We start from the raw sequence: 25,702 nt of genomic DNA, 5'->3' as shown, positions 1-25,702 counted from the left end.
CGGCCGGCCACCGTCGTCAGCCAGGCCGCGGGCGACGCGATCGCGTCCCGCTGCGGCCCGGACAGGGCGTACCACCGGCCGAACGCCTCCTGGACGACGTCCTCGGCGTCGCTCAGCGAGCCCAGGAGCCGGTAGGCGAGCCCGGTCAGCTGCCGCCGTTCGTGCACAGGATCGATCACACCGGCTATGACGAACCAGGGCGGCGATCCGTGACGCCACCGCACACCCGGGCGGGCCGTTTCGTCGGGACACGAAACGACGGCAGGAAACCGGATGCCCGACCCCGCGCGGTTCTTCCCCGAGCTGGGCGACATCGCCGGCGCGCCGACCCGGGTCACCACGAACGGCTCACCATCCACCTGGTGCAGCTGCGCATCGGCCAGCCGGTCGCACCGCTCGTTCGGTGACCGAGCGGGTTCCGGACGAGCTGTTCGCCCGGGCATGCCGCTGGGGAAGAACTACCGCCGGCCCGGCGCCGCCGTCACCCGCGGCGCCGCACGCACCGGCCGCGCAGCACCACCGCCGCCGGGTCGGCCAGCTGGTCCGGGTCCGCGCGCGGATCCCGGTCGTAGACCACCGCGTCCGCCGGGGCACCCGGCTCCAGGCCGCCCAGCCCCAGGTACTCCCGCGCGCTCCACGACGCCGCCGCCAGCGCGTCGTGCGGTGGGACTCCCGCGGCCAGCAACGCCCGGATTTCCGCGACGATCCCGCCGTGCGGCAAGGAATCCGTGCCGGCCAGCACGCGCACCCCGGCTTCCGCCGCGGCCGCCGTCAGTGCGCCGTGCACCCGCGCGCCGCTCAGGTACCAGGTCCGGGCCGGGCTGTCCGGCTCCTGTTCCCGGCGCCGCAGGCTTCCCGTGAGCACCGACAGCGTCGGGGTCAGCGCCGTTCCCTGGGCGGCCATCCGCGCCAGGAGGCCGGGGTCGAGGCACATGCCGTGTTCGAGGGAGTCGACGCCCGCCGCGACCGCCGCGGCGCCGCCCTCGGGGTGCTGGCTGTGCACCGCGACCCGCCCGCCGGCCGCGTGCACCTCGCGCACGACCGCGCGCAGCACGTCGACCGGCACCGCGGAATCCCCGACGCGCCAGTCCGCGATGATCTTCGCCCAGCCGGTCCGAGCGGCCTGCGCCGCCGCCAGCGCGGGCAGCTCGGCGTGGGAAGCGCGGCGGCCCCAGCCGTCGAAGAACTGGCCGTGCTGCGCCAGCCACGGTCCCGCGTGCCGGGCCCGCGGCACGTCGGGGTCCTCGCCGAACCACGGCGGCGGCTCGCCCGGCAGCCCGGGTGACCGGATCAGCGTGACCCCGGCGTCGACGTGCTGGTGCAGCTGCTCCCGGAGCAGCCGGGGGTCCATCGGCTGCCCCGGCGCCGCGGCGCCGGGGTGGGTGTGGGCGTCGACCAGGCCGGGGACCAGCCAGCCTTCGCCCACCAGGGTCGCGCCGGGCACCGGGTCGGTCGTCCAGCGGTCCCCGTCGGCGTAGAGGTCGGCGTATTCGCCGCTCGGCAGCGCGTACCCCCGGATGCGCGTGATCACCACGGCGACCGTACGCGCGTACGCCGCCCGGCGTAGGCGCAAGTGCCGTCCGGCGGCGGACGCCCGCGGCGGCCCCGATCCCGACCATGGGAGACGCCAGAAGGAGGCCACCGTGACCCTGCCCGTGGAGACCATCGCGCTGACCAAGCGCTACGGCGAGATCGCCGCCGTCGAAGAGCTGAACCTGTCCGTGCCCGCCGGTGAGGTGTACGGCTTCCTCGGCCCCAACGGCGCCGGGAAGACGACGACGCTGCGGATGCTGCTCGGTCTGATCCGCCCGACCGCCGGCCGCGTCCGGCTGCTCGGTGCCGAACCCGGCCCGGGCAGCCTCGCCCGCGTCGGCGCCCTGATCGAAGGCCCCGCCTTCTACCCGTACCTCTCGGGCCGGGCCAACCTGCGGGTCCTCGCCGACCACGCCGGGGTGCGCCGGACGCGCGTCGACGCCGTGCTCGACGTCGTCAGCCTCACCGAGCGGGCCAAGGACCGGTACGCGACCTACTCGCTCGGCATGAAGCAGCGGCTCGGCCTGGCCGCGGCCCTGCTGAAGGACCCCGAGCTGGTGGTGCTCGACGAGCCGACCAACGGCCTCGACCCGGCGGGCATGGCCGACATGCGGGTCACCCTCCGCAAGCTGGCCGCCGGTGGCTGCACCGTGCTGCTGTCCAGCCACCTGCTGGCCGAGGTCGAGCAGATCTGCGACCGCGTCGGCGTCCTCGACCACGGCCGGCTCGTCACCGAGACCACGGTCGAGGACCTGCGCGCGGGCGGCGCGCTGCGCGTCGTCGCCGATCCGCTCCGGAACGCCCGCGAGCACCTCGGCCGCCTCTTCGGCCCCGAGCGCGTCCGCCTCGACGGGACCGCACTCGAACTCGACGTCGCGCCCGAGCAGGCCGGGCTGGTCAACGCCGAACTGGTCGGCGCCGGGTTCACCGTCACCGAGCTGCGCTGGCACGAACCCGACCTGGAACAGACCTTCTTCGCCCTGACCGGAGGGACCCCCGATGCTGCGTGACATCCGCGCCGAGCTGACCAAGCAGGCCCGCCGTCCGGCGACCTGGCTGCTGCTGGCCGTCGCCGTCGTCCTGACGCTGACCTTCGGGTACGCCGTCCCGTACGCGGGCTTGAGCGGGGCGACGTCCGGACCACCGGGCAGCGGCCGCGGGCTGGCCGCGATGCTGCCGGACGCCTTCGTCGGCAGCGCGCTGGGCGGGCTGCCGATCTTCGTCGGCGCGCTCGCGCTGATCTTCGGCGTCCTGGTCGCCGGGAGCGAATACGGTTACGGCACCTGGAAAACCGTGCTCGTGCAGCACCCGTCGCGGGCCGCGGTGTACGGCGCGAAACTCGTCACCGTCGCGCTGGCCGCCCTCGCCGCCGTGCTCACGCTGTTCGCGACGACCGCGGGGGCGAGCGCGGTCGTCGCGTCGCTCGAAGGCCAGGCAGTCAGCTGGCCCGCCGTGGACGACGTCCTGCTCGGCCTCGGCGCCGGCTGGCTGGTGGCGACCATGTGGGGCGCGCTCGGCGTGCTGCTGGCGATCGGCCTGCGCTCGGTCGCGCTCCCGATCGGGCTGGGCCTGGTGTGGCTGCTCGCGGTGCAGAACCTCCTCGCGTCGATCGCCGCGCCGCTGCTGGACTGGGTCGCGGAGCTGCAAAAAGCGTTGCCCGGGCCGAACGCCGGGGCACTGGCCGCCGCGTTCGGGGCGAGCGCCCCGGGGGTCGAGCAGGTCGTCGGGGCCGGGCAGGCGACCGCCGTGCTGGCCGCGTACCTGATCGCGTTCGGCCTCCTCGGCGGATGGCTGCTGCAGCGCCGCGACATCGCCTGACCGGCGCCGGTGCCGGTGCGCTTGTGCTTGATCACGCCCGGTGTAGTGTTTGCCGGTCCGACCGGCGTGCGTGACCGCGTGAGGTGCCATGACAGTGCGGCGGTACCCAGTGGCCATCCTGCTCGTCTTCGTCACGGCGGCCCTGGTCGTGGTCAACGGCTTCGCGTTCTGGGGCGACACGTTCGCCCTCTGGGTCGACGACGCCATGCAGCTCAGCGCCGGGATCACCGGGGTCGTCTGCGGCGTCGTCGTCGCCCGGCGGGTGCGCGGCCACCAGCGCTGGTGGCGGGTGCTGGTCGCGATCGGCATGACCGGCTGGTCGCTCGGCCAGTGCGTCTGGTCCTGGTACCAGCTGGTCGACGGCCGTGGGCTGCCGTCGCCGTCGCTGGCCGACGTCGGGTACCTGAGCTTCCCGCTGTTCGCGCTCCCGGCGCTGTTCGTGCTCGCGCACGCGCGGGCGCGGCCGGACCGCGAACGCTGGCAACCCGCCCAGTGGACCGCGCACTTCGGCGTCGCGGTGGTGCTCGACGGCCTGGTCGTCACCGGCTCGCTGTTCATCCTCACCTGGACCGCGGCGCTCGGGCAGGTGGTCCGGGCCACCGGGCCGGACGCGCTGACCTGGGCCGTCGCCATCGCCTACCCGCTGACGGACCTGGTGGTCGTGGTCGTCGCCGTGCTGCTGGTCGTGTTCGACCGGGTGGACCGCCCCTACCGCGCGAACCTGCTGCTCGCCGCCGTCGGGATCGTCGCGCTGGCCTGCTCCGACAGCGTGTTCGCCTACCTGGTCAGCATCGGCGCGGAGAACATGAAGCCGTGGTCGGACGCGGGATTCGTGCTCGGCCCGCTGTTCATCGCGTTCGCCTTGCTGGTCACGCCCAGCAGGGCGCGGCGCGACGACGCGGGCCAGCCGGTCGGCGTCGACTGGTGGCAGGTGGCGCTGCCGTACCTGCCGGTCACCGCGGTCGCGCTGCTGATCACGGTGCAGATCGTGGCCGGGGCCGGCCCGGACGGCGTCGAGGTGTTCGTCGGCGCGCTCGTGGTGTTCCTGGTGCTGGCCCGGCAGCTGCTTTCCTTGCTGGACAACAGGTTGCTGCTGCGCCGCGTGTACGAGGGCCAGCAGCAGCTGACCCACCAGGCCTACCACGACCCGCTGACCGGGCTGGCCAACCGCGCGCTGTTCGCCGACCGGCTGGACCGGGCCGTCGAGCAGGGCGCCGAAGGCGGGCCCGGGGCGCTCGTGCTGATCTTCGTCGACCTCGACGATTTCAAGGACGTCAACGACCGGTTCGGCCACGCGGGCGGCGACGTCCTGCTGCACGCGGTCGCCCAGCGGCTGCTGAGCTGCGTCCGCGCGGGCGACACGGTCGCGCGGCTGGGCGGCGACGAGTTCGCGATCCTGCTGGAGGGCGAGGTCGACGCCCCGCAGGCGGTGGCCGATCGGATCCAGAGCGCGCTGCGGCGGCCGTTCGCGGTGCACGGCACGCTGGTCCCGGTCCGCGCGAGCATGGGCCTGGTGGTGCCGGACCCGGCCGAGCCGTCGATCACCGCCGACGTGCTGCTGGGCCGCGCGGACACGTCGATGTACGCGGGCAAGCGGCTCGGCAAGGACACGACGGTCGTCTACCACCCGTCGCCGGACGGGCCGCCGGACTTCCCGTCGGCATTGCGCCGCGGCGGTCTCCCGGAGGGCTTCGCGCTGGTGTTCCAGCCGATCGTCCGGCTGGCCGACGAGCAGCCGGTGGCGGTGGAGGCGCTGGCCCGCTGGACCACCCGGGACGGCACCGCGGTGTCGCCCGAGACGTTCGTCCGCGCGGCGGAGGGCGCCGGTCTCGGCGCGGAGCTGGACGCGCTGGTGCTGGACCTGGCCTGCCGTGAGATCACCGCGGCCGGGATCGACCTCACGGTGCACGTGAACGTGTGCGCGAGCCGGCTCGGCGCCGCCACGCTGGAGCAGAGCGTGGGGTCCGCGCTGGACCGGTACGGCCTGCCGGCGGAGCGCCTGATCGTCGAAATCACCGAGACGGTCCCGGTCCCGGACCTGGCGGCGGGCGCGGCCGCGATCCGGCGCCTGCAGGACCTGGGCGTCCGGGTGGCCCTCGACGACTTCGGCGCGGGGTACAGCTCGCTGACGGTGCTGCACGCGCTGCCGGTCGACCTGATCAAGCTGGACCGCGCGCTGACGACGGGCGTCCGCCCGGACCGCGACGCGGCCCTGTGCCGGTCGCTGGTCGGCCTGTGCGCGGACTGGGACGTGGCCGTGGTCGCCGAGGGCATCGAGACGGCCGAGCAGGCCGAACTGGTCACCCGGGCGGGCTGCACGACCGCCCAGGGCTACCGCTACGGCCGCCCGGCCCCGCTGTCTTCGCTGCGGCTGTCGACGCTCTCGGCCGGCTAGCCCGCCGACACCCCCGGCGGCAGCACGCCGAAGATCGTCGCCGTCGAGCCCGCGCCGTTGCGGTTGATCGGGCCGCCCGCGAGGACCCAGGCGCCCGTCGTCGGCAGGGCCTTCAGGTTCGCCAGGATCTCCAGGCTGATCCGGTGCCGCCGGTAGACCAGCTTGGACACCGTGTACGTCTCGTCCGTGCCGACGTCCGGGCTGAACGTGTCGGTGCCCGTCCCGCCGCGGCGGCCCAGGCGGCCGGTGTCGATCAGCCACTGCACCGCCGGGATCGAGAACCCCGGCTGGTGCAGCACGCCGTCCGCGCCGGTGTTCGGGAACGCCGGGGTGCCCCACTTGGCGTCCCAGCCGGTCCACAGCACCACCACGGACTCGTCCGGGATCCGGCCGTGGCGCTTCTCCCAGGCCTTGAGGTCGTCGATCGTGACCGCGTAGTCCGGGTTGTGCGCCGCCTTCGCCCGTACGTCGATCTTGACCGCGGGCCGGAACAGGTCCGCCGGGTCCATGTCGTCGGCGAGCGGCTCCCCGGTGTTGAAGTGCCCAGGCGCGCCCCAGTGCGTCCCGGTGTGCTCGCCTTCGCGGACGAACTGCAGGTAGTAGCCGTCGTCGGGGATGGTGGCGATGGTCTCCAGCTCGAAGGCCGGGTCCCCGGGGAAGACGTTGGTCGTGGCGGGGTCGTTGACGTGCGACAGGTTGACCAGGTTCAGCTGGTCCAGCCGCACCGGCGGCGCGGCTGCCGTGGCTGCCGTGGCTTCCGAGGCCTGCGCCGTCCGCCCGGACAGCGCGGCGCCGAACACCCCGGCCAGCCCCGCGGCCAGCACCCTGCGTCTCATCGGCATGAGGGATCACCTTTCACCGGGTCGGGTGAGGCCCCGACTCAGCACGGTCATATCACCCTGGCTGGGCGCGGCCAACGAGTTGCGCGAAGATGGGGCCGTGGACGACGACATCGAAGACAACGCCGACAACGGCATCCTCGACCCCGAGGACACATTGGACGACCGCGACGAGCTGGCGGAGGGTTATTCTCCGCCGGAGCGCGCGCAGGCCACCGAAGGCTGGGGCACCACCGCGCGCGAGACGGCCGAGGGCGAGAGCTGGGCGGGCCGGCTCGCCCGCGAGGTCCCCGACCTGGCCGACGACCGCGAAGACGACGGGCTCGGCGACACCGGGGACACCGACGGCGAGCTGATCGACGAAGAGGTCGGCGACGTCCGCGCGGGCCGCCTGGTCGCCACGGACGAAGGCTTCGGCGAAGACACCGACGAAGAGCTGTACGCCTCGGACGCCGGCATCGACGGCGGAGCTGCTTCGGCGGAGGAAGCGGCCGTCCACGTGATCGACCCGTCCCGCCGCTGGTGAGCCGGCGGGCCGTCGCCGAGTCCGTCAGCGGCTGACCTCGTATTCGCGGACCGCGGCCAGGTACTCCACGATCGCGTCGCGGTTGCGCAGCAGGCATTCCGCCCGCCTGGTCATCCGGTCGCGCTCGGCCTCCAGCGTCGCGAGCATCTCCGGGGTCGCGTCCGGGAAGTAGATCGTCCGGGGCTTGTCCAGGCAGGGCAGGATCTGCTTGATGATCCGGGTCGGCAGGCCGGCGTCGAGCAGGCCGCGGACCTGGACCACCCGGTCGACCGTCGGCTCGTCGTAATCGCGGTAGCCGTTCGGGCCGCGGCCGGCGACGATCAGGCCCTGCTCCTCGTAGTACCGGAGGAGCCGCCGGGACGTCCCCGTGCGCTCCGAAAGCTCACCGATCCGCATGTGCCCCACCTCACGTAGACCTTCACATCAATGTGAGGGTTCGAGCATAGCGGCATGACGAACCTCCGTACTCGAACGCTTCCGCTGACCGCCCTCCTCGCCCTGACCACCGCCGCGTTCGTCACCGTCCTCACCGAGGCGCTGCCCGCCGGCGTGCTGCCCGGGATGAGCGCCGGTCTCGGCGTCGGCGAAGCCGCGGCCGGCCAGGCCGTGACGATCTACGCGCTCGGCACCGCGCTCACCGCGATCCCGCTGTCCGCCGCCACCGCGGCCTGGTCCCGCAAGCGCTTGCTGCTCACCGGGATCGCCGGGTTCGCGGTGGCCAACACCGTCACGACGCTGTCCTCGGACTACGCGCTGACGATGGTGGCCCGCTTCGTCGCCGGCGTGGCCGCGGGCGTCGTCTGGGCGCTGCTCGCCGGCTACGCGCGCCGGCTCGTGCCGGACCACCAGGGCAAAGCCATCGCGATCGTGATGGCGGGCATCCCGCTGGCCCTCTCGCTCGGCATCCCGGCCGGGACGTTCCTCGGCGGCCTGCTCGGCTGGCGCTCGGCGTTCGGCGTCATGTCGGCGATCGCGGTCGCGCTGCTCGGCTGGGTTGCCGTGGCGGTCCCCGACCGGCCCGGGCAGACGACGGCCCGGACGCCCGTCCTGCGCACGCTCGGCGTCCCCGGTGTCGTGCCCGTGCTCGCCGTGACGCTCGTGTTCGTGCTGGCGCACACCGTGCTCTACACCTACGTCGCCGCCTTCCTCGGCCACGCCGGGATGGCGGACGCGGTGGACGTGGTGCTGCTGGTGTTCGGGATCGCGTCGATGGCCGGCATCGGCGTCGTCGGCGCCCGGATCGACCGCGCGCTGCGGACGCTGACGGTGCTCAGCACCCTTCTGGTCGCCGTGGCGGCGACGCTGCTGGCGGTGTTCGCGGGCAGCCCGGCGCTGGTCTACGCCGCCGTGGCGCTGTGGGGACTCGGCTGGGGTGGCGTCCCGACGCTGCTGCAGACGGCGGCCGGGAACGCCGGCGGCGACGCGGCCGACAACGCGCAGGCCATGCTCGTCACGCTGTGGAACGCGGCGATGGCCGCGGGCGGAGTGGCCGGCGGGGTCCTGCTCGACGCCGCCGGGCCGGCGTCCTTCCCCTGGACGTTGCTCGTGCTCCTGCTGCCGGTGCTCGCCGTGGTGCTCGGCGCGCGGCGGCACGGATTCCCCGCACAGCCCTGAACGAGTCCTGAGTGGACGAAGGGCCCGGGCGCGCTCACACCCGGGCCCTCCAGCTTTTTCAGCAGCGGCCCGCGATGGCCCGCAGCAGTTCCGCGTTCGCCGTGTCCCCCGACAGCTCCCAGGCGAACACGCCGCCGAGCCCCTGCGACTTCGCGTAGCCGGCCTTGGCCGACGCCGTCTCGGGCGTGTCGTAGCTCCACCACTGCGAGCCGCACTTCGCGTACGCCGTACCGGCGATCTTGCCGTTGGCGGGGCACCTGGTCTTGAGGACCTTGTAGTCCTCGACGCCCGCTTCGTAGGTGCCGGGGGCCGGGCCGGTGGCCGTGCCGCCCGGCTGCTTCTGCGTCACGCCGTCCCAGCCGCGGCCGTAGAACCCGAGACCCAGCAACATCTTCGCCGACGGCACGCCCTGGCGGCGCAGCTTCTGGACGGCCGCGTCGGCGTAGTAACCGGCGGTCGGGATGCCGGGGTAGGCGCGCAGCGGCGAGTGCGGCGCGGTCGGCCCGGTCGGACTGGCGCCGGCGACGAAGTAGTCGTAGGTCATCACGTTGTACCAGTCCAGGTACCGGCTCGCGGCGCCGTACTCGGTGGCGTCGATCTTGCCGTCCTTCGAGCCGTCGGCGGTGATCGCGGCGGTCACCAGCTGGCGCCCGAACTTCGCGCGCAGCGCCTTGACCAGCTCGGTGAACGCCTTCGGCCCGCTGGTGTCGCAGGTGTTCCCGCAGGCGTTGGGGTACTCCCAGTCGACGTCGATGCCGTCGAAGACGCCCGCCCAGCGCGGGTCGTTGACCAGGCGGTAGCAGGATTCCGCGAACGCGGCCGGGTTCTTCGCCGCCTCGGTGAACCCCGCCGACCACGTCCAGCCGCCGAAGGACCACAGCACCTTGAGCTTCGGGTGCAGCTTCTTGAGCTGGCGGATCTGGTTGAAGCTGCCGTGCAGCGCGCCGGGTTCGGTGCTGTCGGCCTGGCCGCTGACGCTCGTGGCGGCGTCGTAGGGCATGTCGTGGTCGGCCCACGGGTCGCCGACCGCGCAGCCGCCGCCGGTCACGTTGCCGAAGGCGTAGTTGATGTGGGTCAGTTTCGCGGCCGAACCGGACGTCTCGATGTCCTTGACGTGGTAGCCGCGGGCGTAGACGTCCCAGTCGGCGAAGTAGGCCATCACCTTGCCCTGGCCCTGACCGGCGTCCGCCGGCGGCGCGACGACGGAGGCACCGGCGAGCGCGAGCGCGACGACGGCGATGCGTTTTCTCATGCGGAGCACGGGATTCTCCTCACCGGCCGGACGAGCGGACGCGCTGAGGCTAACAGGTCCAGACCACTGCGGACCAGAGCGAATCGTGTGGTCAGCGGGTTTCGGTGTACCTCGGCAGCCGGGTGCGGATTCACCGTGCGATGATCGGCCGATGACCGAGTTCGGCTGCGCCCGCTGTTCCGGCGAAGACGCCCTGACCGCGCTGGCCTTCTGCACGACCCGGCTGAACAAGACCCACCGGCTGGTCGAGCGGTCGCACTTCAGCGTCTCGCTGCGCCGGTGCCCGGAATGCGGCCAGTCGTTCGCCACGATCTTCACCGAGTTCGTCGACCGGTCGAGCGGCGAGGACGCGCAGTACTTCGACTTCGTGCCCCTCACGACGGCCGAGGTGTCATCGCTGGCCGCGCAGGGCCCCGGGGTGGACCTGGCCGAGCTGGGCGCGCTGGGCAGTGTCCGCCGCCGGCTGTCGTCGAGCTGGCCGACGGGCGGCGAGAAGGAAATCGCCTGGCGGACCGACTCGCTCTCGGTGCGCGAAGGTCACTGACCGGCCAGGCGGAGGATCGCCGCGGCGCTGCGGTCGACGTCGGCTTCCGTCGTCGACCAGCCGGACACCGAGATCCGCAGGTACCGGCGGCCGCGCCAGGTGGTGCCGCCCAGCCAGCAGGTGCCGTCGTCCTGGACCTTCCGGATGATTTCGTCGGTGTCGCCGCCGAAGGACACCAGGACCTGGTTGAGGACGACGTCGTTGGCGATCTCGGCCCCACCGTCGGCGAGCTTTCCGGCGAAGCGGCGGGCCAGCCGGCAGCAGCGGTCGACGAGCTCGGCGACGCCGTCGCGGCCCAGCTCGCGCAGCGCCGCCCAGACGGCGAACCCGCGGGCGCGGCGCGACGACTCCAGGGTCAGGTCGCCCATGCCGCCTACCTCGCCGGCGCCGGTGAGGTAGGCGGCCCGGTAGGCGATCGCCGCGGCGTGGACGTCCGGACGGGAACAGAAGACGAAGCCCGAGTCGTACGGGACGTTCAGCCACTTGTGCCCGTCGCAGGCCCAGGAATCGGCGAGTTCGACGCCGTCGAGGAGCGCCCGGGTGGCCGGGTTGGCGGCGGCCCAGAGCCCGAAGGCACCGTCCACGTGGAGCCAGGCACCGGGCGCGGCTTCCCGGGCGGCGCGGAGGTCGTCGCACGCGCCGGTGTTCACGTTCCCCGCCTGCAGGCAGACGATCAGCGGCCCGGTCCCGGCGGCGCACACCTTCCGGAGGTCTTCGACGTCGATCGCGCCTTGCGGGCCGGCTTCGACCGGCTCGACGGCCCGGGTGCCGAAGCCGAGGAGCCGCAGGGCGCGATCGACGGTGGCGTGCCGCTCTTCGCTCGCGACGACGCGGACGCGCGGGGCACCGGTGAGCCCGTCGCGTTCGACGTCCCAGCCGGCTTCGGCGAGCACGTGGTGCCGCGCGGCGGCGAGGCCGGCGGTGTTCGCGGCCTGTCCGCCGGTGACGAACCCGGTGGAGGCCCCGGCCGGCAGCCCGAGCAGGTCCTTGAGCCAGCCACCGGCGACCTCTTCGGCGGCGGCCGCGGCGGGCGAGAGGACCGCGTTGAAGCCGTTCTGGTCCCACCCGGCGGCCAGAACGTCCGCCGCGGTGGCGGCGGGGAGGGCGCCGCCGATGACGAAGCCGAAGAACCGCGGCCCGGCGGTGGCGACGAGCCCGGGTTCGGCGGCGCGGGCCAGGAGGGCGTGCAGGTCAGTCACCAGCCGACTGTAGGCCGGGTTCGCGGCCCCGGCGCCGAGATTCTCGATCGGCGGCGGCTGTACCTGGCGGCTGGGGGCTGAAATGTTAGATGTTACCTTCTCCTGTTCAGCCGCTAAGCCGCCTTCGGGTGGGCGGCCCGGCGGTTCTCCCGCGCCAGCTCCACCGTCGTCGCGATGCGCCGCCGCCGCGTCTCCGGCCGCTTGGCCTTCGCGATCCACTCCAGGATCAACCGCCGCGACGAGGGCGGGAACCCCTCGAAGAACCGCAACGCCACCGCATCCCCCGCCAAGGCGCACCGAAGATCCTCCGGCACCACCCCGTCCTGCGCCTCGGCCAGCAGATCCCACGTTCCGGTGCGCCGCGCCAGATCCACCATCGCCTGCCCCGCCGGCGCCATCGCCCCCGCCGCGGTCAGCCGCAGCACCCGCTCCCGGTTCACCCGGCTCCACGTGCTCCCCGGCTTCCGCGGCGTGAAGCTCAGGTACGTGCTCTCCGCGTCACGCCGCAAAGCCTTGCTGTCGATCCACCCGAAGCACAGCGCCTGCTCCATCGCCTCGTGGATCAGCACCCCCGGCACCGCGCTCCCCTTGCGCCGGATCACCAGCCACACCGACGACTCGCGCGGCGCCGCCAGCCACGACCGCCACTCCTCGACCGATCCGACCTCGAGCACCGCCACCCCATCGATCTTCTCCATGCCTCCCATGGTCCGCACTTAAGTGCTCATCTTCTGAGCACTTCAAGGCGGGAACAATCGGCGACCTCCCGGCGTAGCGTCCTGGTATGGAGACCCCGTTGAGCACCGACCGGCTCGTGATCCGGGACTGGACGGTGGACGACGCCGAAGCCGCGTTCGCGATCTACGGCGCGGAAGACGTCACGCACTGGCTGACCCCGGCCATGGACCGCGTCGGCGACATCGGCGCGATGCGCGCGGTGCTGCACGCCTGGCAGGAAACGCAGCCGAACCTGCCGCCGCCGCGCGGCCGGTGGGCGATCGAGCGCAAAGAGGACGGTGCGGTGATCGGCGGCCTCGGCATCCGGCTGCTGCCACCGTTCGAAGAGGACCTCGAACTGAGCTGGCAGCTGGCCCCCGGCGTCTGGGGCCAGGGTTACGCGTCCGAGGCGGCGACCGCGCTGATCGAGTGGGCGTTCACCCAGGACACCGAAGAGCTGTTCGCCGTCGCGCGGCCGAACAACACCCGGGCGATCGCGGTCGCCAAGCGGCTCGGCATGAACTGGGTCGGCGAGACCGACAAGTACTACAACCTGCGGCTGCAGGTGTACCGGATCCGGCACACCGACCTCATCGACTGACCGGCTCCAGCAGGAAGACCCGGATCTCGCGGTGCTCGGCCCGCACGGCGTAGCGGTCGTAGGCGGGCCAGTACGCCGCGACCGCGTCCCACATCTCCTGGCGCTCGTCCCCGGTCAGGAGCCGCCCGGTGACGTCGATGGTGTGCCCGTGCAGGGCGACCGTGGCCGCCGGGTTCGCCAGCAGGTTCGCCGACCACGCCGGGTGCGCCTCGCCGCCCCAGTTCGAGCCGATCACGACGTAACCACCGGCCCGCTCGACGTACAGCAGCGGCACCTGGCGAGGTTCACCGCTGCGGCGCCCGACCGTCGTGAGCAGCAACGTCCGCAGCCCGACCGCCGCGCCGACACCGACCCGGCCGCCGCTGATCCGCAGCAGCACCCGGTCGGCCGGCACGAGCGCCCGCCCGAGCACCGCGAACGCCCTGCTCTTGCCGAACCCGGCGAAGACACCCCGCAAACCGGCCACGGCCCGATCCTAGGTCTGGCAGGGTGGGCGATCGTGACCCGCCCCGAAACCGCCGCCGAGGTGTTCGACGCGCTCGGCACGGACTACGAACACGCCTTCCGCACCGCGACCGCGCACCGCGCCGCGCTCACCGACCTGCTCGACGCCCTGCCGCCGGAGGCGAAGGTGCTCGACCTCGGCTCCGGCACCGGACGGCCCACCGCGGACCTCCTGGTCGCCGGCGGCCACGACGTCACCGGTTACGACGTCGCCCCGAAGATGGTCGAGATCGCCCGGAACCAGGTGCCCGCCGCCCGGTTCGAACTCGCCGACATGCGCGGACTGTCCTTCGAGGACGGCAGCTGGGACGCGATCACCGCGTTCTTCTCGATGCTCCAGCTCCCCCGGGCGGAGCAGGAAACGATGATCGGCCGCCTGGCGGCCTGGCTGAAGCCCGGCGGCCTGCTCGTCTTCGCCACCGTGCCCGCCGACGTCGACGGGGTCGACATCGTCTTCATGGGGCACCCGGTCCGCGCGTACAGTTTCGGCACCGGCCCGCTCAAGGACCGGCTGCGGGCCGCGGGCCTCGAAATCGTCCGCGAGGAGGAGGCCGAGTTCGTCCCCGACCACCCCGACGCCGGCCCGGAGCCGCACGTCTACCTGACCGCGCGCAAACCGGACTGAGCCGTCAAGACCTCACGGCGTCGATCACCCGACGGACATGAATTTTGCTCAACTTCGTGCATGTCCCGGGCGGCGCACCCGAGCTAAAGTGAGGAATGGGCATCGAAGCTCCGGCCAGACCGGTTTCTCGCGAACACCGCGAACTGGTGCGCGAGATGCTGACCCGGTTGCCCGAGTTCGCCGATCGCCTCGCCCGCCTGCTCAGCGAGCAGGACGAGTTCTACCGGCAGGTGGCGGACGCCGCCCCGGACGAGCTGCGGCAGGTCTGCGAAGCCAACCTCGAACGCGCGCTGACGGCGCTGGCCGAAGGCCGCGGGCTGTCCCTCGACGCCGCCCGCAAGACCGGCCTGGCCCAGGCGCGCCGGGGCATCCCGCTGCCCGCCGTGCTGCGCGCGTTCCGGATCGGCGGCACCTTCGTCTACGAAGGGCTCCTCGAGCTCGCGGGCCCGGAGTTCCTCAACCCGGCCCGGACGATCGAGATCAACTCCTACGTCTGGAAGGCGATCGACTACTACTCGGAGGCGCTGACCACCGCGTACGAGGAGGTCGCGGCCGAGCCGTCGCACGCGAACGCGCGGCTGCTCGACGACCTGCTGCGCGGCCGGCTCGCCGGTCAGGCGGAGATGGAGGCCGCGGCCCGCGAGCTGGGCCTGCCGACCGCGGGCATGTTCGTCGCCGCGGTCACCGAGCGCGTCGAGCCGGACGAGCACGACTCCGTCGAGGCGCTGCTGCGGGCGCGGCGCTGGCGGTCGGCGTGGCGCCCCGGTGGCGAGGCGGGCCTGGTCGCGATCGACCGGATCGAGGACGTCCGGCGGCTGCGTGACGTGCTGGGCTCCCTGCCGGTCGCGGCCGGGATGAGCAAGCCGTTCACCGGCTTCCCCGACGTCCCGGACGCCCTGCACCGGGCCCGGATCGCCCGCCGCTCCCTGCCGACGGCGACGGCCGGCGTGGTGGTGTTCGGCGATTCGCCGGTGACGACGCTGGTCGCGGCCGCGCCCGGGATGGCCCGCGACGTCGTCCGCTCGGCACTGGCCGGGGTGCTCGCCCTGCCGCGCCCGGAGCGCAAGGTCCTGCTCGACACGCTGCTGGCGTGGTTCGCCGGCCACGGCTCGGCGAAGGAGGCCGCGGACCGGCTGTTCGTGCACCCCAACACGGTCCGCTACCGCCTGCGCCGCGTGCAGGAGCTGACCAAGCGCGACCTCACCGACCCGGTGGACATCGGCGAGCTGTACGTCGCGCTCGAGTCGGTGCGTCTGGAGCCCGAGCCGGATTGATCGCTTTTCGATCACTACCGATTGACTTTCGATAGGAACCCGGCGATAGTCGGCGCATGGTTACCGAGAAGTGGGCCGTTGCCGCGCTCAGGGTGTTCCTCGTGGTGCTGTTCGGCGTCCTCGTCGTGTTCCAGACGATGTCGCTGCCGGGCGGGATCGCCTACCACACGCAGCAGAACCCGCACGACGCGCCGCTGCGCTGGCCGTTGACCGCCATCGCGGTGTTCCTGGTGCTGTGCGTCGAGGTGGTGGTCGTCGCGACCTGGAAGCTGCTGACGCTGGTCAAGAAGGACCGGATCTTCACCACGGCGTCCTTGAAGTGGGTCGACGCGATCGTGTGGGCGGTGGCCGCCGCGTGGCTGGTGTTCGTCGGCATGCTGCTCTTCGTCGGCTTCAACGCGGACGACCCGGGGATGCCGATGCTGCTGTTCCTGGTGACCGTGGCGATCACGGTGATCGGGCTGCTGATGGTGGTCATGCGCGCCCTGCTGCGCCAGGCGACGACGCTCCGGTCCGACCTGGAAGCGGTCATCTGATGCCGATCGTCGTGCGCATCGACGTCGAACTGGCCAAGCGCAAGATGAGCGTCGGGGAGTTCGCCGAGAAGGTCGGCCTCACGCCGGCGAACGTCGCCGTGCTGAAGAACGGCCGGGCCAAGGCGGTCCGCTTCAGCACGCTGGAAGCGATGTGCCGGGTGCTCGACTGCCAGCCCGGAGACCTGCTGGAGTGGGTCGAGGACACCCTTTAGCCCAGGTCGGCGGGCCGCACGCGCAGCTTGGCGGCGATCCGGGCGAGCGCCTGCTGGTCGGCCGCGGTGAGCGGGTCGAGGACCGCCAGGACGCTGCGAACGTGCGTCGGAGCGGCGGTCTCGACCACCTCGAACCCGGCATCGGTGAGGGCGACGAGGGTGTACCGGCCGTCATCGGGATCGGGCGAGCGCTCGACCCAGCCGCGTTGCTCGAACCGCTTGACCACATTGGACAGCCGGGAGAGGGAACCGTTGGCCAGGTAGGCGAGTTCACTCATCCGCAGCCGGCGCTCGGGCGCCTCCGAGATGTGGCTGAGGGTGAGGTACTCGAAGAGCGTCAGGCCGGCTTCGTGCTGCAACGGCGCTTCCAGGCGGCCCGGGAGCAGCAGGATGAGCGAGACCAGCCCGGTCCAGGCTTCCTTTTCGGCCGGGCTGAGCCAGCGCGCGCCTCCGTGATCCGTGCCCATGACGGCACCTTATCCGCCGCGCGATGACTTCAAGCTTGAAGTTGTGCTACGTTGACTTCAAGCATGAAGTCAATCGAAGGGAACCCCATGTTCTTCGTGACCCCGGGCTACGGCCCCCGCCACCTGGCGGCCCTGCACTACAGCCAGGCGGTCCGGATCGGCGACCGCATCGAGATCTCCGGCCAGGGCGGCTGGGACGACGACACGGTGTTCCCGGCAGACCTCGAGGAGGAGATCATCCAGGCGTTCGACAACGTCGAGCGCACGCTGGCCACGGCGGGAGCCACCTGGGCGGACGTGGTATCGGTGGATTCGTTCCACATCCCGACGGCGGCGGACACGATCGGCGAGGACCACACGCGGGTGATGGTGGAGCAGTTCCGCAAGCGAATGGGCGACCGAGCCCCGATCTGGACGCAGCTGGGAGTGGCAGCACTGGGTGCACCGGGGATGCGGGTGGAGATCCGGGCGACGGCGATCGTCGGCCAGGACTGAGCTGCTCCGGCCGCTGGGCCAGCGCTGGCGCCCTGCCTGCCCCGCTCAGCCCGGGGGCAGGGCGCGGCCCGGCGCCACCTGCCGCGCCGGTTCGGGCGGCCCGGGTCGGCGGGCCGCCCGAGCAGAGCCCTGCGGCCCGAGCCACGCAAGGCCCGGCAGGCGGCGCCAAGCCACGCCGGCCGAGCAGGGCCCGGCGGGCGAGCCGAGCAGAGCCCTGCGGCCCGAGCCACGCAAGGCCCGACAGGCGGCGCCAAGCCACGCCGGCCGAGCAGGGCCCGGCGGGCAAGCCGCACCAAGCAAGCCGCTCCGGGGCTCAGGCAGGCGGAAGCAAGCCACAAAGCTCCGGCGAGCGGCGCCAAGCCGCGTCGAATCCCCGGCGGGTGTAGCTAAGCCGCGTCGGCCTCGACCAAACGAGCCAGCTCCAGCAGCGCCCCCTCGAAACCCGGGCCCGCCGTCAACGCCACCGTCAGCGGGCCACCCCGCCGATCGCGGCCCACCGGGAGCGTCACCGCCGGCTCCGTCCACCGAGGACGGTCCGAACCAGCCGACACCACCACGTCCGGGCGGGCCTGCCGATGCCGTCGGCCGCCCGCGTCGAGGTCCAGGACCACGTTTCCGTGCAACGAAAGCAGGGCCGCGACGTCCGCCACCGCGTCGCGCAGCTCGCGGTCGGCGATCGAGTCCGAATGCGCTCCGATCGCCGGGCGCAGGCATTCCGCGTCGCGGGCCAGGCGGGGGACGATCGCCGCGAGGTCGCCCGAAGCGCACGTCAGTACCCGGATTCCGGGCACGCCCGCCTGGGGGTCGGCGATGCTGATCCCCGCGCTCGCGGCAGCCGCCACGATCCGGGCCCGCCAGCGCGCGGTCGCCGCGATGGCGACCATCGATGGGTCCTGGGGCAAAAGGGGATTTCTCCTTCTCGGTCCGGCGCGGCGGCGGGGGGATCGTCCGATGGTGGGCCCGTGCCCGTTGTGCCCGGGAACAAACATGTTTGGTCGCTTGGTCCGAACGGCCGTGCGCATGCGACCTTCCGGTCGCACCGGGTGTCTGTGACCGCCGGTCACACTTTGACGCGCGACGTGGCGCGGGCCACTATCCGTGCACCTGATTACCGCCGGGTAATTTGTGTCTGACCCAGGAGGACCGTTGCGACGAGCTTTGGGCCTGATCTTGCTGGCACTGGGGGTCTTCGCGGTCGCCGGGGCGGTACTGCTGCCGACCTACGTCTACCCGAAGCTCGCCAAGGTGCCGCTCGACCAGGATTCGACGTCGGTGCTGGAAGGCACCGCGAGCAAGGTCCTCGCCGTGACCGACAAGGGCGCCGGCCCGGTCACCGAGATCCGCGAGAACGCGAAGCTGACCGCGACCGCCCGCGTCCAGGCGAACTTCGCCCGGCCCGAGATGCACGCGGACACCGACTACGCGGTCTGGCTGCTCGCGGTGCAGGTCAAGGACGACGAGGACGGCACGGTGCTCAGCGCGAGCAAGCGGCAGGTCTGCTTCGACCGGCGCACCTCCGAGGGCTACGTCCCGAGCGGGGATTCCGACCCGAAGTGCACCAAGGAAAGCAGCTACGTCACCGAACTCAAGGACAAGGCCGACAAGGACGGCGAGAAGCCGGCCGAGCAGAACATCTACAAGGCCCAGCCCGGCCTGAACTTCAAGTTCCCCTTCAACACCGAGCAGAAGGACTACCAGGTCTACGACGACAACACGGGCACGGCCGTCACCGCCCGGTTCGCCGGCACCGAAGAGGTGAACGGCATCGAGACCTACAAGTTCGTCCAGAACATCCCCGACACCAAGCTCGAGACGAAGTCGGTGCCCGGCTCGCTCGTCGGCGCGGCCGAATCGAGCGTCGACGCGGACCTGTACTACCGCGGCGTCAACACGATGTGGGTGGAGCCGGTCACCGGGGTCGAGGTGAAGCAGCAGCAACAGCAGCACCAGGAACTGCGGCGCGCCACCGGCGGCAACCCGACCGTCGTGTTCGACGGGACGCTCGCCTACAACGGCAAGACGATCGCGCAGATGGTCGACCAGATCGACCAGAACAAGGGCAAGCTGGAGTTCCTGTCGAGCACCGGCCCGCTCTGGCTCGGCATCGGCGGCGGGGTCATGATCGTCGTGGCGATCTACCTGGTGGCCCGCCGGCGCCCGGCCGCCCCGCCGGCCCCGCCGCGGCGGCGGCGGGAACCGGTGGGCGCCGGACGCTAGCGCCTCCGCAGCACCAGGACCAGATTCCAGGACGCAATTTCCCGGAGGCCGGGAATCCGCACGATCCACATCGCCCAACCCGGGTGGTACCGCGGATACCCGGCCACCAGATCGGCGAGCGGCGTCGTCTTCGCCCAGCGGAGTGCGGCGCCGACCGAAACCGGGAAGAGGCTTTCACCGAATTTGTTCTTCGGCTGCTTCCCGAGTTTCCGGACATAACGCTGCCGGGCGTAGTGACCGCCGAGGAAATGCCACGGCGCGGTCTCGTGACCGCCCCACGGTGAATACCACGGCGTGAACGACGCGAAAACCGTGCCGCCGGGCTTGGTCACCCGGCACATCTCATCGAGCATGACCCACGGTTCGGCGACGTGCTCCAGCACGTTCGACGAGTAGCAGATGTCCACGGATCCGCTGCGTACCGGCAGTTCCGTGCCACTGGCGCGGATCATGTTCTCTCCCGGCTCGCCGCGGGCGGACAGCTCGCCGACGTCCGGGTCCAGGCCGAGGTAGACCGCGCCGGCCGCGCGGAAGGCGTCGGAAAAATAGCCCGGGCCGCCGCCGACGTCGAGGATCGTGCGCCCTGACAACGGAGCGTGCGAGGCCAATTGCCGGACGGAGTCGGCGGCGAGCGCGGAATAGAAACCGTCCGGGTCCGTCTGCTCGGTGAGGAACGTCCGGAAGAGGGTCACGGAACGGCGGAGCGTCGCACGGTGCGGCTGCGCCGTCGCGACGAGAACCGGATTACCTACCATTGAACCGTCGCTTTCCCGAATACGTTCATCTAGGGTGTACGCACCAGTAACCTAGCACCGTCGCTACAGTTTGGATAACCCGATGGAACGTCCTCGTGTGCTCCTCCTCAACTGGCGCGACACCGGCCACCCCGAAGGCGGCGGCTCGGAGCGGTACGTCGAGCGGATGGCCGAGGGCCTGGCCAGAGCGGGGTACCGGGTCGAGATCCAGTGCGCCGCCTACCCGGGCGCGACGGCGGGCGAGTGGCGTGACGGCGTCCGCTACCGGCGGCGCGGCAACAAGTTCGGCGTGTACGCGCACGCCCTGCGCGCGATCCGCCGGGCCCGCGCCGATCTCGTGGTGGACGTGCAGAACGGCATGCCGTTCTTCGCCCGGCTGGTCGCCGGCTGCCCGGTACTGGTGCTCGTGCACCACGTCCACAAGGAACAGTGGATCAGCGCGCTCGGCGAGACGCTGGGCCGGATCGGCTGGTGGATCGAGTCGCGGCTGGCGCCGTGGCTGTTCCGCCGCTGCCGCTACGTCACGGTTTCCGAGGTCACCAAGGCGGAACTGGCGGAGCTGGGCATCGGGCGCGAGCGCGTCGCGGTGGTCCCGAACGGCCTCGACGCACCGCCGCCGTGCGCGTCCGAACGGGACAGTGAGCCCACCCTGGTCGCGGTGAGCAGGCTGGTGCCGCACAAGCGGATCGAGCACGCCATCGACGTCGTCGCCCGGCTGGCGCGGCGCTGGCCGTCGCTGCGGCTGGAGGTCGTCGGCCAGGGGCCGTGGGACGAGGTGCTGCGCGCCCACGCGGCTTCGCGCGGGGTCGCCGACCGGGTCGTCCTGCACGGCTGGGTCGACGAGCAGGCCAAGCACGAGATCCTCGCGCGCTCGTGGCTGCACCTGTGCCCGTCGGTCAAGGAGGGCTGGGGCATCGTCATCATGGAGGCCGCGGCGCACGGCGTCCCGTCGGTCGCCTACCGCGCCGCCGGCGGCGTCACCGAGTCCATTGTGGAAGGCCGGACCGGCCTGCTGGCCGACGACTTCGACGATTTCACCGCGCAGGTCGACGGCCTGCTGGCCGACGGTCTCCGGCGCGCGGAGATGGGGCTGGCGGGCGCCGAGCGGGCCGGGAAGTACAGCTGGGACGCCAGTGTCCGGCAGTTCGAGTCACTGGTCCGGGACGTCTCCGGGCAGCCGGTCCCCCGGCCCCGCACCCTGGTCCCGTACCGCGTCCCGGAACTCGGCCAAGAGCCGGGCGGCAGCGGCCGCGTCGAAGTCCTTGCGGCGGGCCCGCACGGTGACCGTGGTCTTGTCGCCGGTGGTCGCCGCGCCGAACGCCACGCCTGACCGGCCGCTCGCCGCCGGGTAGAACGCCAGCGTCCGCACGATGTCCCCGGTGGACACCACACCGAGGTTGGACACCAGGAACGTCGACCCGAGCCGGCTCGCCAGCAGCCGGGTGCCCAGCCGGGCGAGGCGGCTGCTGCGCGCCGGGAAGTCCGGCTCCGGCGGCTGCGCCCGCAGGACCGCGGCGACGTCCGCGCCACGCGCCAGCCGCAGCCGGAAGAACGCGCTGTCGTGCACCGGTTCCGGCGCCGCGCCGGGCCTCCTCGACGCGCCCAGCGCGGCCACGACCCGGGCCGTGCGTGCCCCGTGCGCGCGGTTCCAGCGTTCGGTGGCGCGAGCGGCGGCCGCGACGAACCCCGCGGCCCCCAGTCGCCGGCGCGGCTCGTGGCAGGCTACGAAGACGTCCCCTGCGGCTTCGCACCCACGGTCCGGCGTGATCCGGCCCGGTGGCGCGAAAAGCGCCTCAGCGAGCCGCTGGAGGGCCGAAAGGGCAAAGGGTTTGCCGCCCGTCCGCTCGCCGATCCCCCGCGCCGCCGAGGAAACCGGGACGTCGAGGAGGATGCCGAGCAGGGACAGCAGGCCGAGGCCGTCAAGGGCGCCGTGGTGCGCCGCGATGAGGAGCGTGGGTTCGCCGACGGCGACGCGCACCAGAGGCGCGCCGCGTTCGTAGGGCGCCGAAGCGAACCGGTCCCGGACGGCCGCCAGGTCGCCGATCCGCTCGATTTCCGGCACCGGTCCGAGGTGCGGGTACTGCTGGACCGCGGCCGCCAGCCGGGCCCGGAGCTTCTCCGGTTCCGGTGCGGCCGCGCCGAGTTCCGCTTCGAGGAGGATGCTCCAGGAAACGGTGGGGTCGCCGTAGAGCCCGACGACGCGGTGGGCGTGGTCGGAGGCGAGCGTCAGTGGTCCCCGTACAGCTTGAGCGGGTGGTCGGCAGGGTTGTACTTCACCTGCGCGTTGAGCTTCTGCTGCACCGGAGCGGCGGTGTCCGGGTCGGCAGAGGTGATGAGGGCGAAGCCCCCCGCTGTCGCCGCTCCGCCGCCGATGATGACGGCGACGATCGCGCCGATGACCGTGCCCACGAGTCACTCCTTCCGCGGCGGGAGAATCCTGCCGCGGCCCAATGTACGCATCGGTAACATGCGGCACAACACTGCGACGCAGAGCAACGTGAGCGCTACTCCGTTCGCCAGCAAGGCGGGCGTCCACGAGATCTCTTTCACGGCGGGCTCACCCGGGGTCCGGTACAGCGTCAGCCATTCGCCCGACCACACCCGCGTCGCGTCGGCGAGCAACCGCGCGTCGACGTAGCCGGGTGTCCCGTGTTCGACCAGGATCCAGCCGATGCCCGCGTCGGTGAGCTCCCGCGCGGACGTCGCGGCGGTGACGTCACCGATCCTCGGGTCCTCGCCGGCGATCCGGTCGGCGCCGACCAGCAGGGTGTCGTCCATCAGCACGGGTTTCGGCAGCACGCGCGGCGCCGGGTCGAGCTGGGTGCGGTCGTCGTTCCAGGCGAACCCGCGGAACGCCGAGAGCGGCAGCACGAGCACGTCACCCGGCCGGTCACCGAGCTTTTCGGACACCGCCTGCCAGTCGGCCGGGTACTGCGCGGTGGCCAGCCGTCCCCAGCCGCCCCACGCGAGGTCCGGCATGGTCAGCAGCGGGAAGACGGCCGCCGCCGTCACCAGCGCGGCGCGGCCCCGCGCGGTTTTCAGCTTCGCCGCGGCGGCTTCGACGGCCAGCGCGAAACCCAGCGCGAGCGGCAGGGCCCACCACGCCACCCATTTCTGGGCGTCACGCAGCAGTCCGGCGCCGGGCAGGTGCCGCGTCGCGGCGGTGAGCAGCGTGTCACCACCCGGCAGCGTCGCCAGCGAAGCCAGGAGAACGCCGAAGACGCCGAGCGCCGTCAAGGAGACGACCGGCGCCTTCCCCCAGCGTTGCGCGAGTGGCCGGAGACCGGCGACCGCCAGGGCGACGACGACGAGCGTCAGCACGGGAACCAGTGGCACGGCCCGGCTTTCCGGCACCGTCTGGGAGTTCCAGATGCCGCCGAGGCCCAGCACGCTCAGCAGGGCGGGGCCCCAGCTTTCGGCGCGGGCGCTGAACGCCGTGACGCCGGCGGGGTCGGAGAACGTGCCGCCGGCGTTGCGGAACGTCGGGACCAGCCAGGGCAGGTTGAGCACGATGGCGAGCGGGATCGTCTGCCACAGCCGGCGCGAACCGGCGGCCACGACCATGACGGCGGCCGCGAGGACGCCACCCGGCGGCGTCAGCACGGCCGGGGCGCAGGCGATCACCAGCTTCGGCAGGCCACGGGGTTCGTGCGCCCGCACGGCGAGTCCGGCGGCGACGATCCACGGCAGGGCCGCGTACGTCAGGAGCAGCGGCCAGTGCCCGATGAACAGCCGTTCGGCGACGTACGGCGTCCAGGCGTAGGCCGTGGCCGCGACGAGCCGGGTACCCAGGTGTTCGGTCGGGACGAGCCGTCCCGCGCCGAGGGCGGCGAAGAAGACGGCCAGGAGCAGGACGATCTTCTGGACGAGGTCGCCGGGCAGCACGGTGGTGGCGAGCGCGACGGCGGCGTCGGCGGGGACGGACCGCGGCAGCGTGCTGCCGACCCCGAAGGCGTCCGGCACGAAGTACTGCCGGGGCGCGAACACCATGTCGTAGCTCAGGACGAACCCGCGCCCGAGCAGGGGCCCGCAGACGGCGAACGCCAGCGCGGCGGACAGCACGGGGAGGGCGAGCCGCCTGCTCGGTGCGTCCACGGCCCTTCCTTTCCGTTGCGTGCGCGGTTATGGTCCCTGGTCATTACCCACCGGTAACGGGAGCCCGCCGTTGAGCGTAGACACCGAAGTCCCGGCCCGGACGGGCAACCGGGTCGCGGCGATCCTCGTCTCGCTCGCGCTCGCGGGCAACAACGCGGCCAGTTACGTGCTCAGCCTGGCGGCCGCGCGGATCCTCGCGCCCGGCGCGTTCGGGGAACTCAGCTCGCTGCTGGCGGTGCTGGTGATCGGCGTCGTCCCGGCGATGGGCCTGCAGACGGTGGTGGCGCTGCGGGTGGCCCGCTCGCCGTCGCTGTCCCAGGGGTCGCTGTTCGCGCTCGGCCTGGTGACGAGCGCGATCGTCGCGACGACGGCGTTGACGCTGAGCCCGTTGCTGGTGCTGTTGCTGCACCTGGGTTCGCTGGCCCCGGCGCTGCTGGTGACGGCGGCGCTCGGGCCGTTGACGCTGCTGGGCGTGTTCCACGGGCTCCTGCAGGGCAGCCACCGGTTCGCGGTGCTGTCGGGCCTGATCGCGCTGGAGGGCGTCGGCAAGGTCGGCGGTTCCCTGGTGGGGCTGGTGATCTCGGGGTCCCCGACGGGTGCGCTGGCCGGGGCGGCCGCGGGTTCGCTCGCGGTGGTGGTGGCGGGCTGGCAGCTCTGCGGCCGCCCGCGTCCCCGCTGGGCCGACCGCCACGGCGGCGAGGTGCTGCACACGGCGCAGGCGATGCTGGCGCTGGTCCTGCTGGTCAACCTGGACCTGGTCCTGGCGCGCCACACGCTGCCGTCTTCGGAGGCGGGCGAGTACGCGCTGGGGGCGATCGTCACGAAGATCGCGTACTGGCTGCCGCAGGCGGTCGGGGTGCTGGTGCTGCCGCGGTTCGCGGTGTCCGACCACCGTCGGCGGGCGCTGCCGGTGGCGCTCGCGGTTTGCGCGTGCCTGGACGCGGTGGTCATGCTGGTTTCGCTGGTACTGGGGCCATCGCTGCCGGCGGTGCTCGGCGGCGCGCGGTACGCGGGGAGCACGATGCCGGTGTGGCCGTTCGCGCTGGCGGGCTCGATGCTGGCCCTGGTCCAGATCCTGCTGTACGCCCGCCTGGCGGACGGCGACCGCCGCGTGACGGTCCTGATGTGGTCGGCGGTCGCCGTGGAGGCGTTGCTGATCACGACGTGGCTGCACGGTTCACCCACCCAGGTGGTCACCGCGGCGGCTTGCACGGCCGGCGCCTTGGCCGCGGCCGGCGCACTCCTGGAGCTCAGGCCCCGCAAACCGGCCTGAGCAGCCCCCGATTTCCACACTACCGCCGCCCACCGACACTTCCGCAGCCCCAAAGCCCACGCAACCCGCCCCGCAACCCCCGTGATCCAAGCCGGAACCCACGTGATCCAAGCCGGGACCCGCGTGCTTGAAGCCGGAACTCGCGTGATTCAAGCCGTAACTCGCGTGATTGAAGGCGGAACTCGCGAGTTACGGCCCCAATCACGCGAGT

The 25,702-nt window shown here is 72.6% G+C and carries 28 protein-coding genes; 15 read left to right on the top strand and 13 right to left on the bottom strand.

Annotation, left to right across the window (positions count from 1 at the left end; all coding sequences use genetic code 11):
* The coding region (locus CCN39_RS51665; RefSeq protein WP_279629570.1) for a sigma factor at positions 1-188 on the bottom strand (188 nt) is incomplete at its 3' end.
* Positions 189-481: 293 nt separating this feature from the next.
* Positions 482-1,531 carry an amidohydrolase family protein gene (locus tag CCN39_RS11855; RefSeq protein ID WP_167455039.1) on the bottom strand — a complete coding sequence of 350 codons (1,050 nt, stop codon included), beginning with the start codon at positions 1,529-1,531 and terminating at the stop codon, positions 482-484.
* Positions 1,532-1,643: 112 nt separating this feature from the next.
* On the opposite strand from CCN39_RS11855, the gene CCN39_RS11850 reads away from it, so the two are divergent.
* From CCN39_RS11850 to CCN39_RS11840, 3 genes are all read left to right on the top strand, one after another.
* On the top strand, positions 1,644-2,543 hold the full coding sequence (locus tag CCN39_RS11850; protein ID WP_244210736.1) for an ABC transporter ATP-binding protein: 900 nt from the start codon (positions 1,644-1,646) through the stop codon (positions 2,541-2,543).
* Positions 2,533-3,351, top strand: a complete 819-nt coding sequence (locus tag CCN39_RS11845) for a DUF2705 family protein (protein WP_086841252.1) — start codon at positions 2,533-2,535, stop codon at positions 3,349-3,351. The genes CCN39_RS11850 and CCN39_RS11845 overlap by 11 nt, the downstream gene beginning before the upstream one ends.
* Positions 3,352-3,439: 88 nt before the next feature.
* Complete coding sequence (locus CCN39_RS11840; RefSeq protein WP_244210734.1) at positions 3,440-5,746, top strand: putative bifunctional diguanylate cyclase/phosphodiesterase; 2,307 nt, start codon at positions 3,440-3,442, stop codon at positions 5,744-5,746.
* Here the strand turns inward: CCN39_RS11840 and CCN39_RS11835 are convergent.
* Complete coding sequence (locus tag CCN39_RS11835; protein ID WP_086841248.1) at positions 5,743-6,588, bottom strand: cyclase family protein; 846 nt, start codon at positions 6,586-6,588, stop codon at positions 5,743-5,745. The two genes, CCN39_RS11840 and CCN39_RS11835, sit on opposite strands and share 4 nt — an antisense overlap.
* Before the next feature lie 97 nt (positions 6,589-6,685).
* Here CCN39_RS11835 and CCN39_RS11830 point away from each other — a divergent pair, with 97 nt between their 5' ends.
* Positions 6,686-7,111: a DUF5709 domain-containing protein gene (locus tag CCN39_RS11830; RefSeq protein ID WP_086841246.1), complete on the top strand. Its 426-nt coding sequence runs from the start codon at positions 6,686-6,688 to the stop codon at positions 7,109-7,111.
* A 24-nt stretch (positions 7,112-7,135) separates the two neighbouring features.
* Here CCN39_RS11830 and CCN39_RS11825 read toward each other — a convergent pair whose 3' ends face one another.
* Positions 7,136-7,507: a MerR family transcriptional regulator gene (locus CCN39_RS11825; RefSeq protein ID WP_086841244.1), complete on the bottom strand. Its 372-nt coding sequence runs from the start codon at positions 7,505-7,507 to the stop codon at positions 7,136-7,138.
* A gap of 54 nt (positions 7,508-7,561) precedes the next feature.
* On the opposite strand from CCN39_RS11825, the gene CCN39_RS11820 reads away from it, so the two are divergent.
* Positions 7,562-8,725 (top strand): MFS transporter, encoded by a 1,164-nt coding sequence (locus tag CCN39_RS11820; RefSeq protein ID WP_086841243.1) that lies wholly within the window; start codon positions 7,562-7,564, stop codon positions 8,723-8,725.
* 58 nt (positions 8,726-8,783) lie between these two features.
* Here CCN39_RS11820 and CCN39_RS11815 read toward each other — a convergent pair whose 3' ends face one another.
* Positions 8,784-9,977 carry a glycoside hydrolase family 18 protein gene (locus CCN39_RS11815; RefSeq protein ID WP_208630213.1) on the bottom strand — a complete coding sequence of 398 codons (1,194 nt, stop codon included), beginning with the start codon at positions 9,975-9,977 and terminating at the stop codon, positions 8,784-8,786.
* Between the two features lie 151 nt (positions 9,978-10,128).
* Here CCN39_RS11815 and CCN39_RS11810 point away from each other — a divergent pair, with 151 nt between their 5' ends.
* Entirely contained in the window at positions 10,129-10,521 is a 393-nt protein-coding gene (locus CCN39_RS11810; protein ID WP_086841239.1) for a hypothetical protein, read from the top strand.
* On the opposite strand, the gene CCN39_RS11805 is transcribed toward CCN39_RS11810, so the two are convergent.
* Positions 10,515-11,720 (bottom strand): pyridoxal phosphate-dependent decarboxylase family protein, encoded by a 1,206-nt coding sequence (locus CCN39_RS11805; protein ID WP_086841237.1) that lies wholly within the window; start codon positions 11,718-11,720, stop codon positions 10,515-10,517. The genes CCN39_RS11810 and CCN39_RS11805 overlap by 7 nt on opposite strands.
* Before the next feature lie 113 nt (positions 11,721-11,833).
* The gene (locus tag CCN39_RS11800; RefSeq protein ID WP_086841235.1) at positions 11,834-12,418 is read right to left on the bottom strand and encodes a YdeI/OmpD-associated family protein; all 585 of its coding nucleotides are present in this window, start codon (positions 12,416-12,418) and stop codon (positions 11,834-11,836) included.
* 86 nt (positions 12,419-12,504) lie between these two features.
* Here CCN39_RS11800 and CCN39_RS11795 point away from each other — a divergent pair, with 86 nt between their 5' ends.
* Entirely contained in the window at positions 12,505-13,038 is a 534-nt protein-coding gene (locus CCN39_RS11795; protein WP_086841233.1) for a GNAT family N-acetyltransferase, read from the top strand.
* Here the strand turns inward: CCN39_RS11795 and CCN39_RS11790 are convergent.
* Entirely contained in the window at positions 13,028-13,495 is a 468-nt protein-coding gene (locus CCN39_RS11790; RefSeq protein ID WP_167455040.1) for a nitroreductase family deazaflavin-dependent oxidoreductase, read from the bottom strand. The genes CCN39_RS11795 and CCN39_RS11790 overlap by 11 nt on opposite strands.
* A 42-nt stretch (positions 13,496-13,537) precedes the next feature.
* On the opposite strand from CCN39_RS11790, the gene CCN39_RS11785 reads away from it, so the two are divergent.
* The 4 genes from CCN39_RS11785 to CCN39_RS11770 all read left to right on the top strand — a co-directional run bounded on the left by CCN39_RS11785 (position 13,538) and on the right by CCN39_RS11770 (position 16,189).
* Positions 13,538-14,167 carry a class I SAM-dependent methyltransferase gene (locus tag CCN39_RS11785; RefSeq protein ID WP_086841229.1) on the top strand — a complete coding sequence of 210 codons (630 nt, stop codon included), beginning with the start codon at positions 13,538-13,540 and terminating at the stop codon, positions 14,165-14,167.
* Positions 14,168-14,262: 95 nt separating this feature from the next.
* Complete coding sequence (locus tag CCN39_RS11780) at positions 14,263-15,441, top strand: PucR family transcriptional regulator (protein WP_086841227.1); 1,179 nt, start codon at positions 14,263-14,265, stop codon at positions 15,439-15,441.
* 56 nt (positions 15,442-15,497) lie between these two features.
* Positions 15,498-15,977: a DUF2975 domain-containing protein gene (locus tag CCN39_RS11775; RefSeq protein ID WP_086841225.1), complete on the top strand. Its 480-nt coding sequence runs from the start codon at positions 15,498-15,500 to the stop codon at positions 15,975-15,977.
* Positions 15,977-16,189: a helix-turn-helix domain-containing protein gene (locus CCN39_RS11770; RefSeq protein ID WP_086841223.1), complete on the top strand. Its 213-nt coding sequence runs from the start codon at positions 15,977-15,979 to the stop codon at positions 16,187-16,189. Before CCN39_RS11775 ends, CCN39_RS11770 begins: the two co-directional genes overlap by 1 nt.
* Here the strand turns inward: CCN39_RS11770 and CCN39_RS11765 are convergent.
* The gene (locus tag CCN39_RS11765) at positions 16,186-16,656 is read right to left on the bottom strand and encodes a MarR family winged helix-turn-helix transcriptional regulator (RefSeq protein WP_086841221.1); all 471 of its coding nucleotides are present in this window, start codon (positions 16,654-16,656) and stop codon (positions 16,186-16,188) included. The genes CCN39_RS11770 and CCN39_RS11765 overlap by 4 nt on opposite strands.
* 63 nt (positions 16,657-16,719) lie before the next feature.
* Between CCN39_RS11765 and CCN39_RS11760 the strand changes: the two genes are divergently transcribed.
* Complete coding sequence (locus tag CCN39_RS11760; protein WP_086841219.1) at positions 16,720-17,151, top strand: RidA family protein; 432 nt, start codon at positions 16,720-16,722, stop codon at positions 17,149-17,151.
* A gap of 386 nt (positions 17,152-17,537) precedes the next feature.
* Here CCN39_RS11760 and CCN39_RS11755 read toward each other — a convergent pair whose 3' ends face one another.
* On the bottom strand, positions 17,538-18,035 hold the full coding sequence (locus CCN39_RS11755) for a hypothetical protein (RefSeq protein WP_086841217.1): 498 nt from the start codon (positions 18,033-18,035) through the stop codon (positions 17,538-17,540).
* A gap of 262 nt (positions 18,036-18,297) precedes the next feature.
* Here CCN39_RS11755 and pgfA point away from each other — a divergent pair, with 262 nt between their 5' ends.
* A complete protein-coding gene (gene pgfA, locus CCN39_RS11750; protein WP_086841215.1) occupies positions 18,298-19,368 on the top strand; it encodes a cell envelope lipid trafficking protein PgfA in 1,071 nt (356 codons plus the stop codon).
* On the opposite strand, the gene CCN39_RS11745 is transcribed toward pgfA, so the two are convergent.
* Entirely contained in the window at positions 19,365-20,060 is a 696-nt protein-coding gene (locus tag CCN39_RS11745; RefSeq protein WP_086841213.1) for a class I SAM-dependent methyltransferase, read from the bottom strand. The two genes, pgfA and CCN39_RS11745, sit on opposite strands and share 4 nt — an antisense overlap.
* Positions 20,061-20,220: 160 nt before the next feature.
* Between CCN39_RS11745 and CCN39_RS11740 the strand changes: the two genes are divergently transcribed.
* Positions 20,221-21,453, top strand: a complete 1,233-nt coding sequence (locus CCN39_RS11740; protein ID WP_086841211.1) for a glycosyltransferase — start codon at positions 20,221-20,223, stop codon at positions 21,451-21,453.
* An 896-nt stretch (positions 21,454-22,349) separates the two neighbouring features.
* Here the strand turns inward: CCN39_RS11740 and CCN39_RS11730 are convergent.
* Together CCN39_RS11730 and CCN39_RS11725 are read right to left on the bottom strand one after the other, a co-directional pair.
* Positions 22,350-22,532, bottom strand: a complete 183-nt coding sequence (locus CCN39_RS11730; RefSeq protein ID WP_086841256.1) for a hypothetical protein — start codon at positions 22,530-22,532, stop codon at positions 22,350-22,352.
* 3 nt (positions 22,533-22,535) lie between these two features.
* Entirely contained in the window at positions 22,536-24,218 is a 1,683-nt protein-coding gene (locus CCN39_RS11725; RefSeq protein ID WP_086841209.1) for an MmpA family trehalose lipid delivery protein, read from the bottom strand.
* Positions 24,219-24,288: 70 nt separating this feature from the next.
* Between CCN39_RS11725 and CCN39_RS11720 the strand changes: the two genes are divergently transcribed.
* A complete protein-coding gene (locus tag CCN39_RS11720; RefSeq protein ID WP_086841207.1) occupies positions 24,289-25,491 on the top strand; it encodes a lipopolysaccharide biosynthesis protein in 1,203 nt (400 codons plus the stop codon).
* The last annotated feature ends 211 nt before the right edge of the window (positions 25,492-25,702 follow it).

The organism is Amycolatopsis kentuckyensis, from assembly GCF_002155975.1.
Lineage (GTDB): Bacteria > Actinomycetota > Actinomycetes > Mycobacteriales > Pseudonocardiaceae > Amycolatopsis > Amycolatopsis kentuckyensis.
Note: the sequence above shows the minus strand (reverse complement) of the source record. Positions and strands in the feature narration are given on the sequence as shown.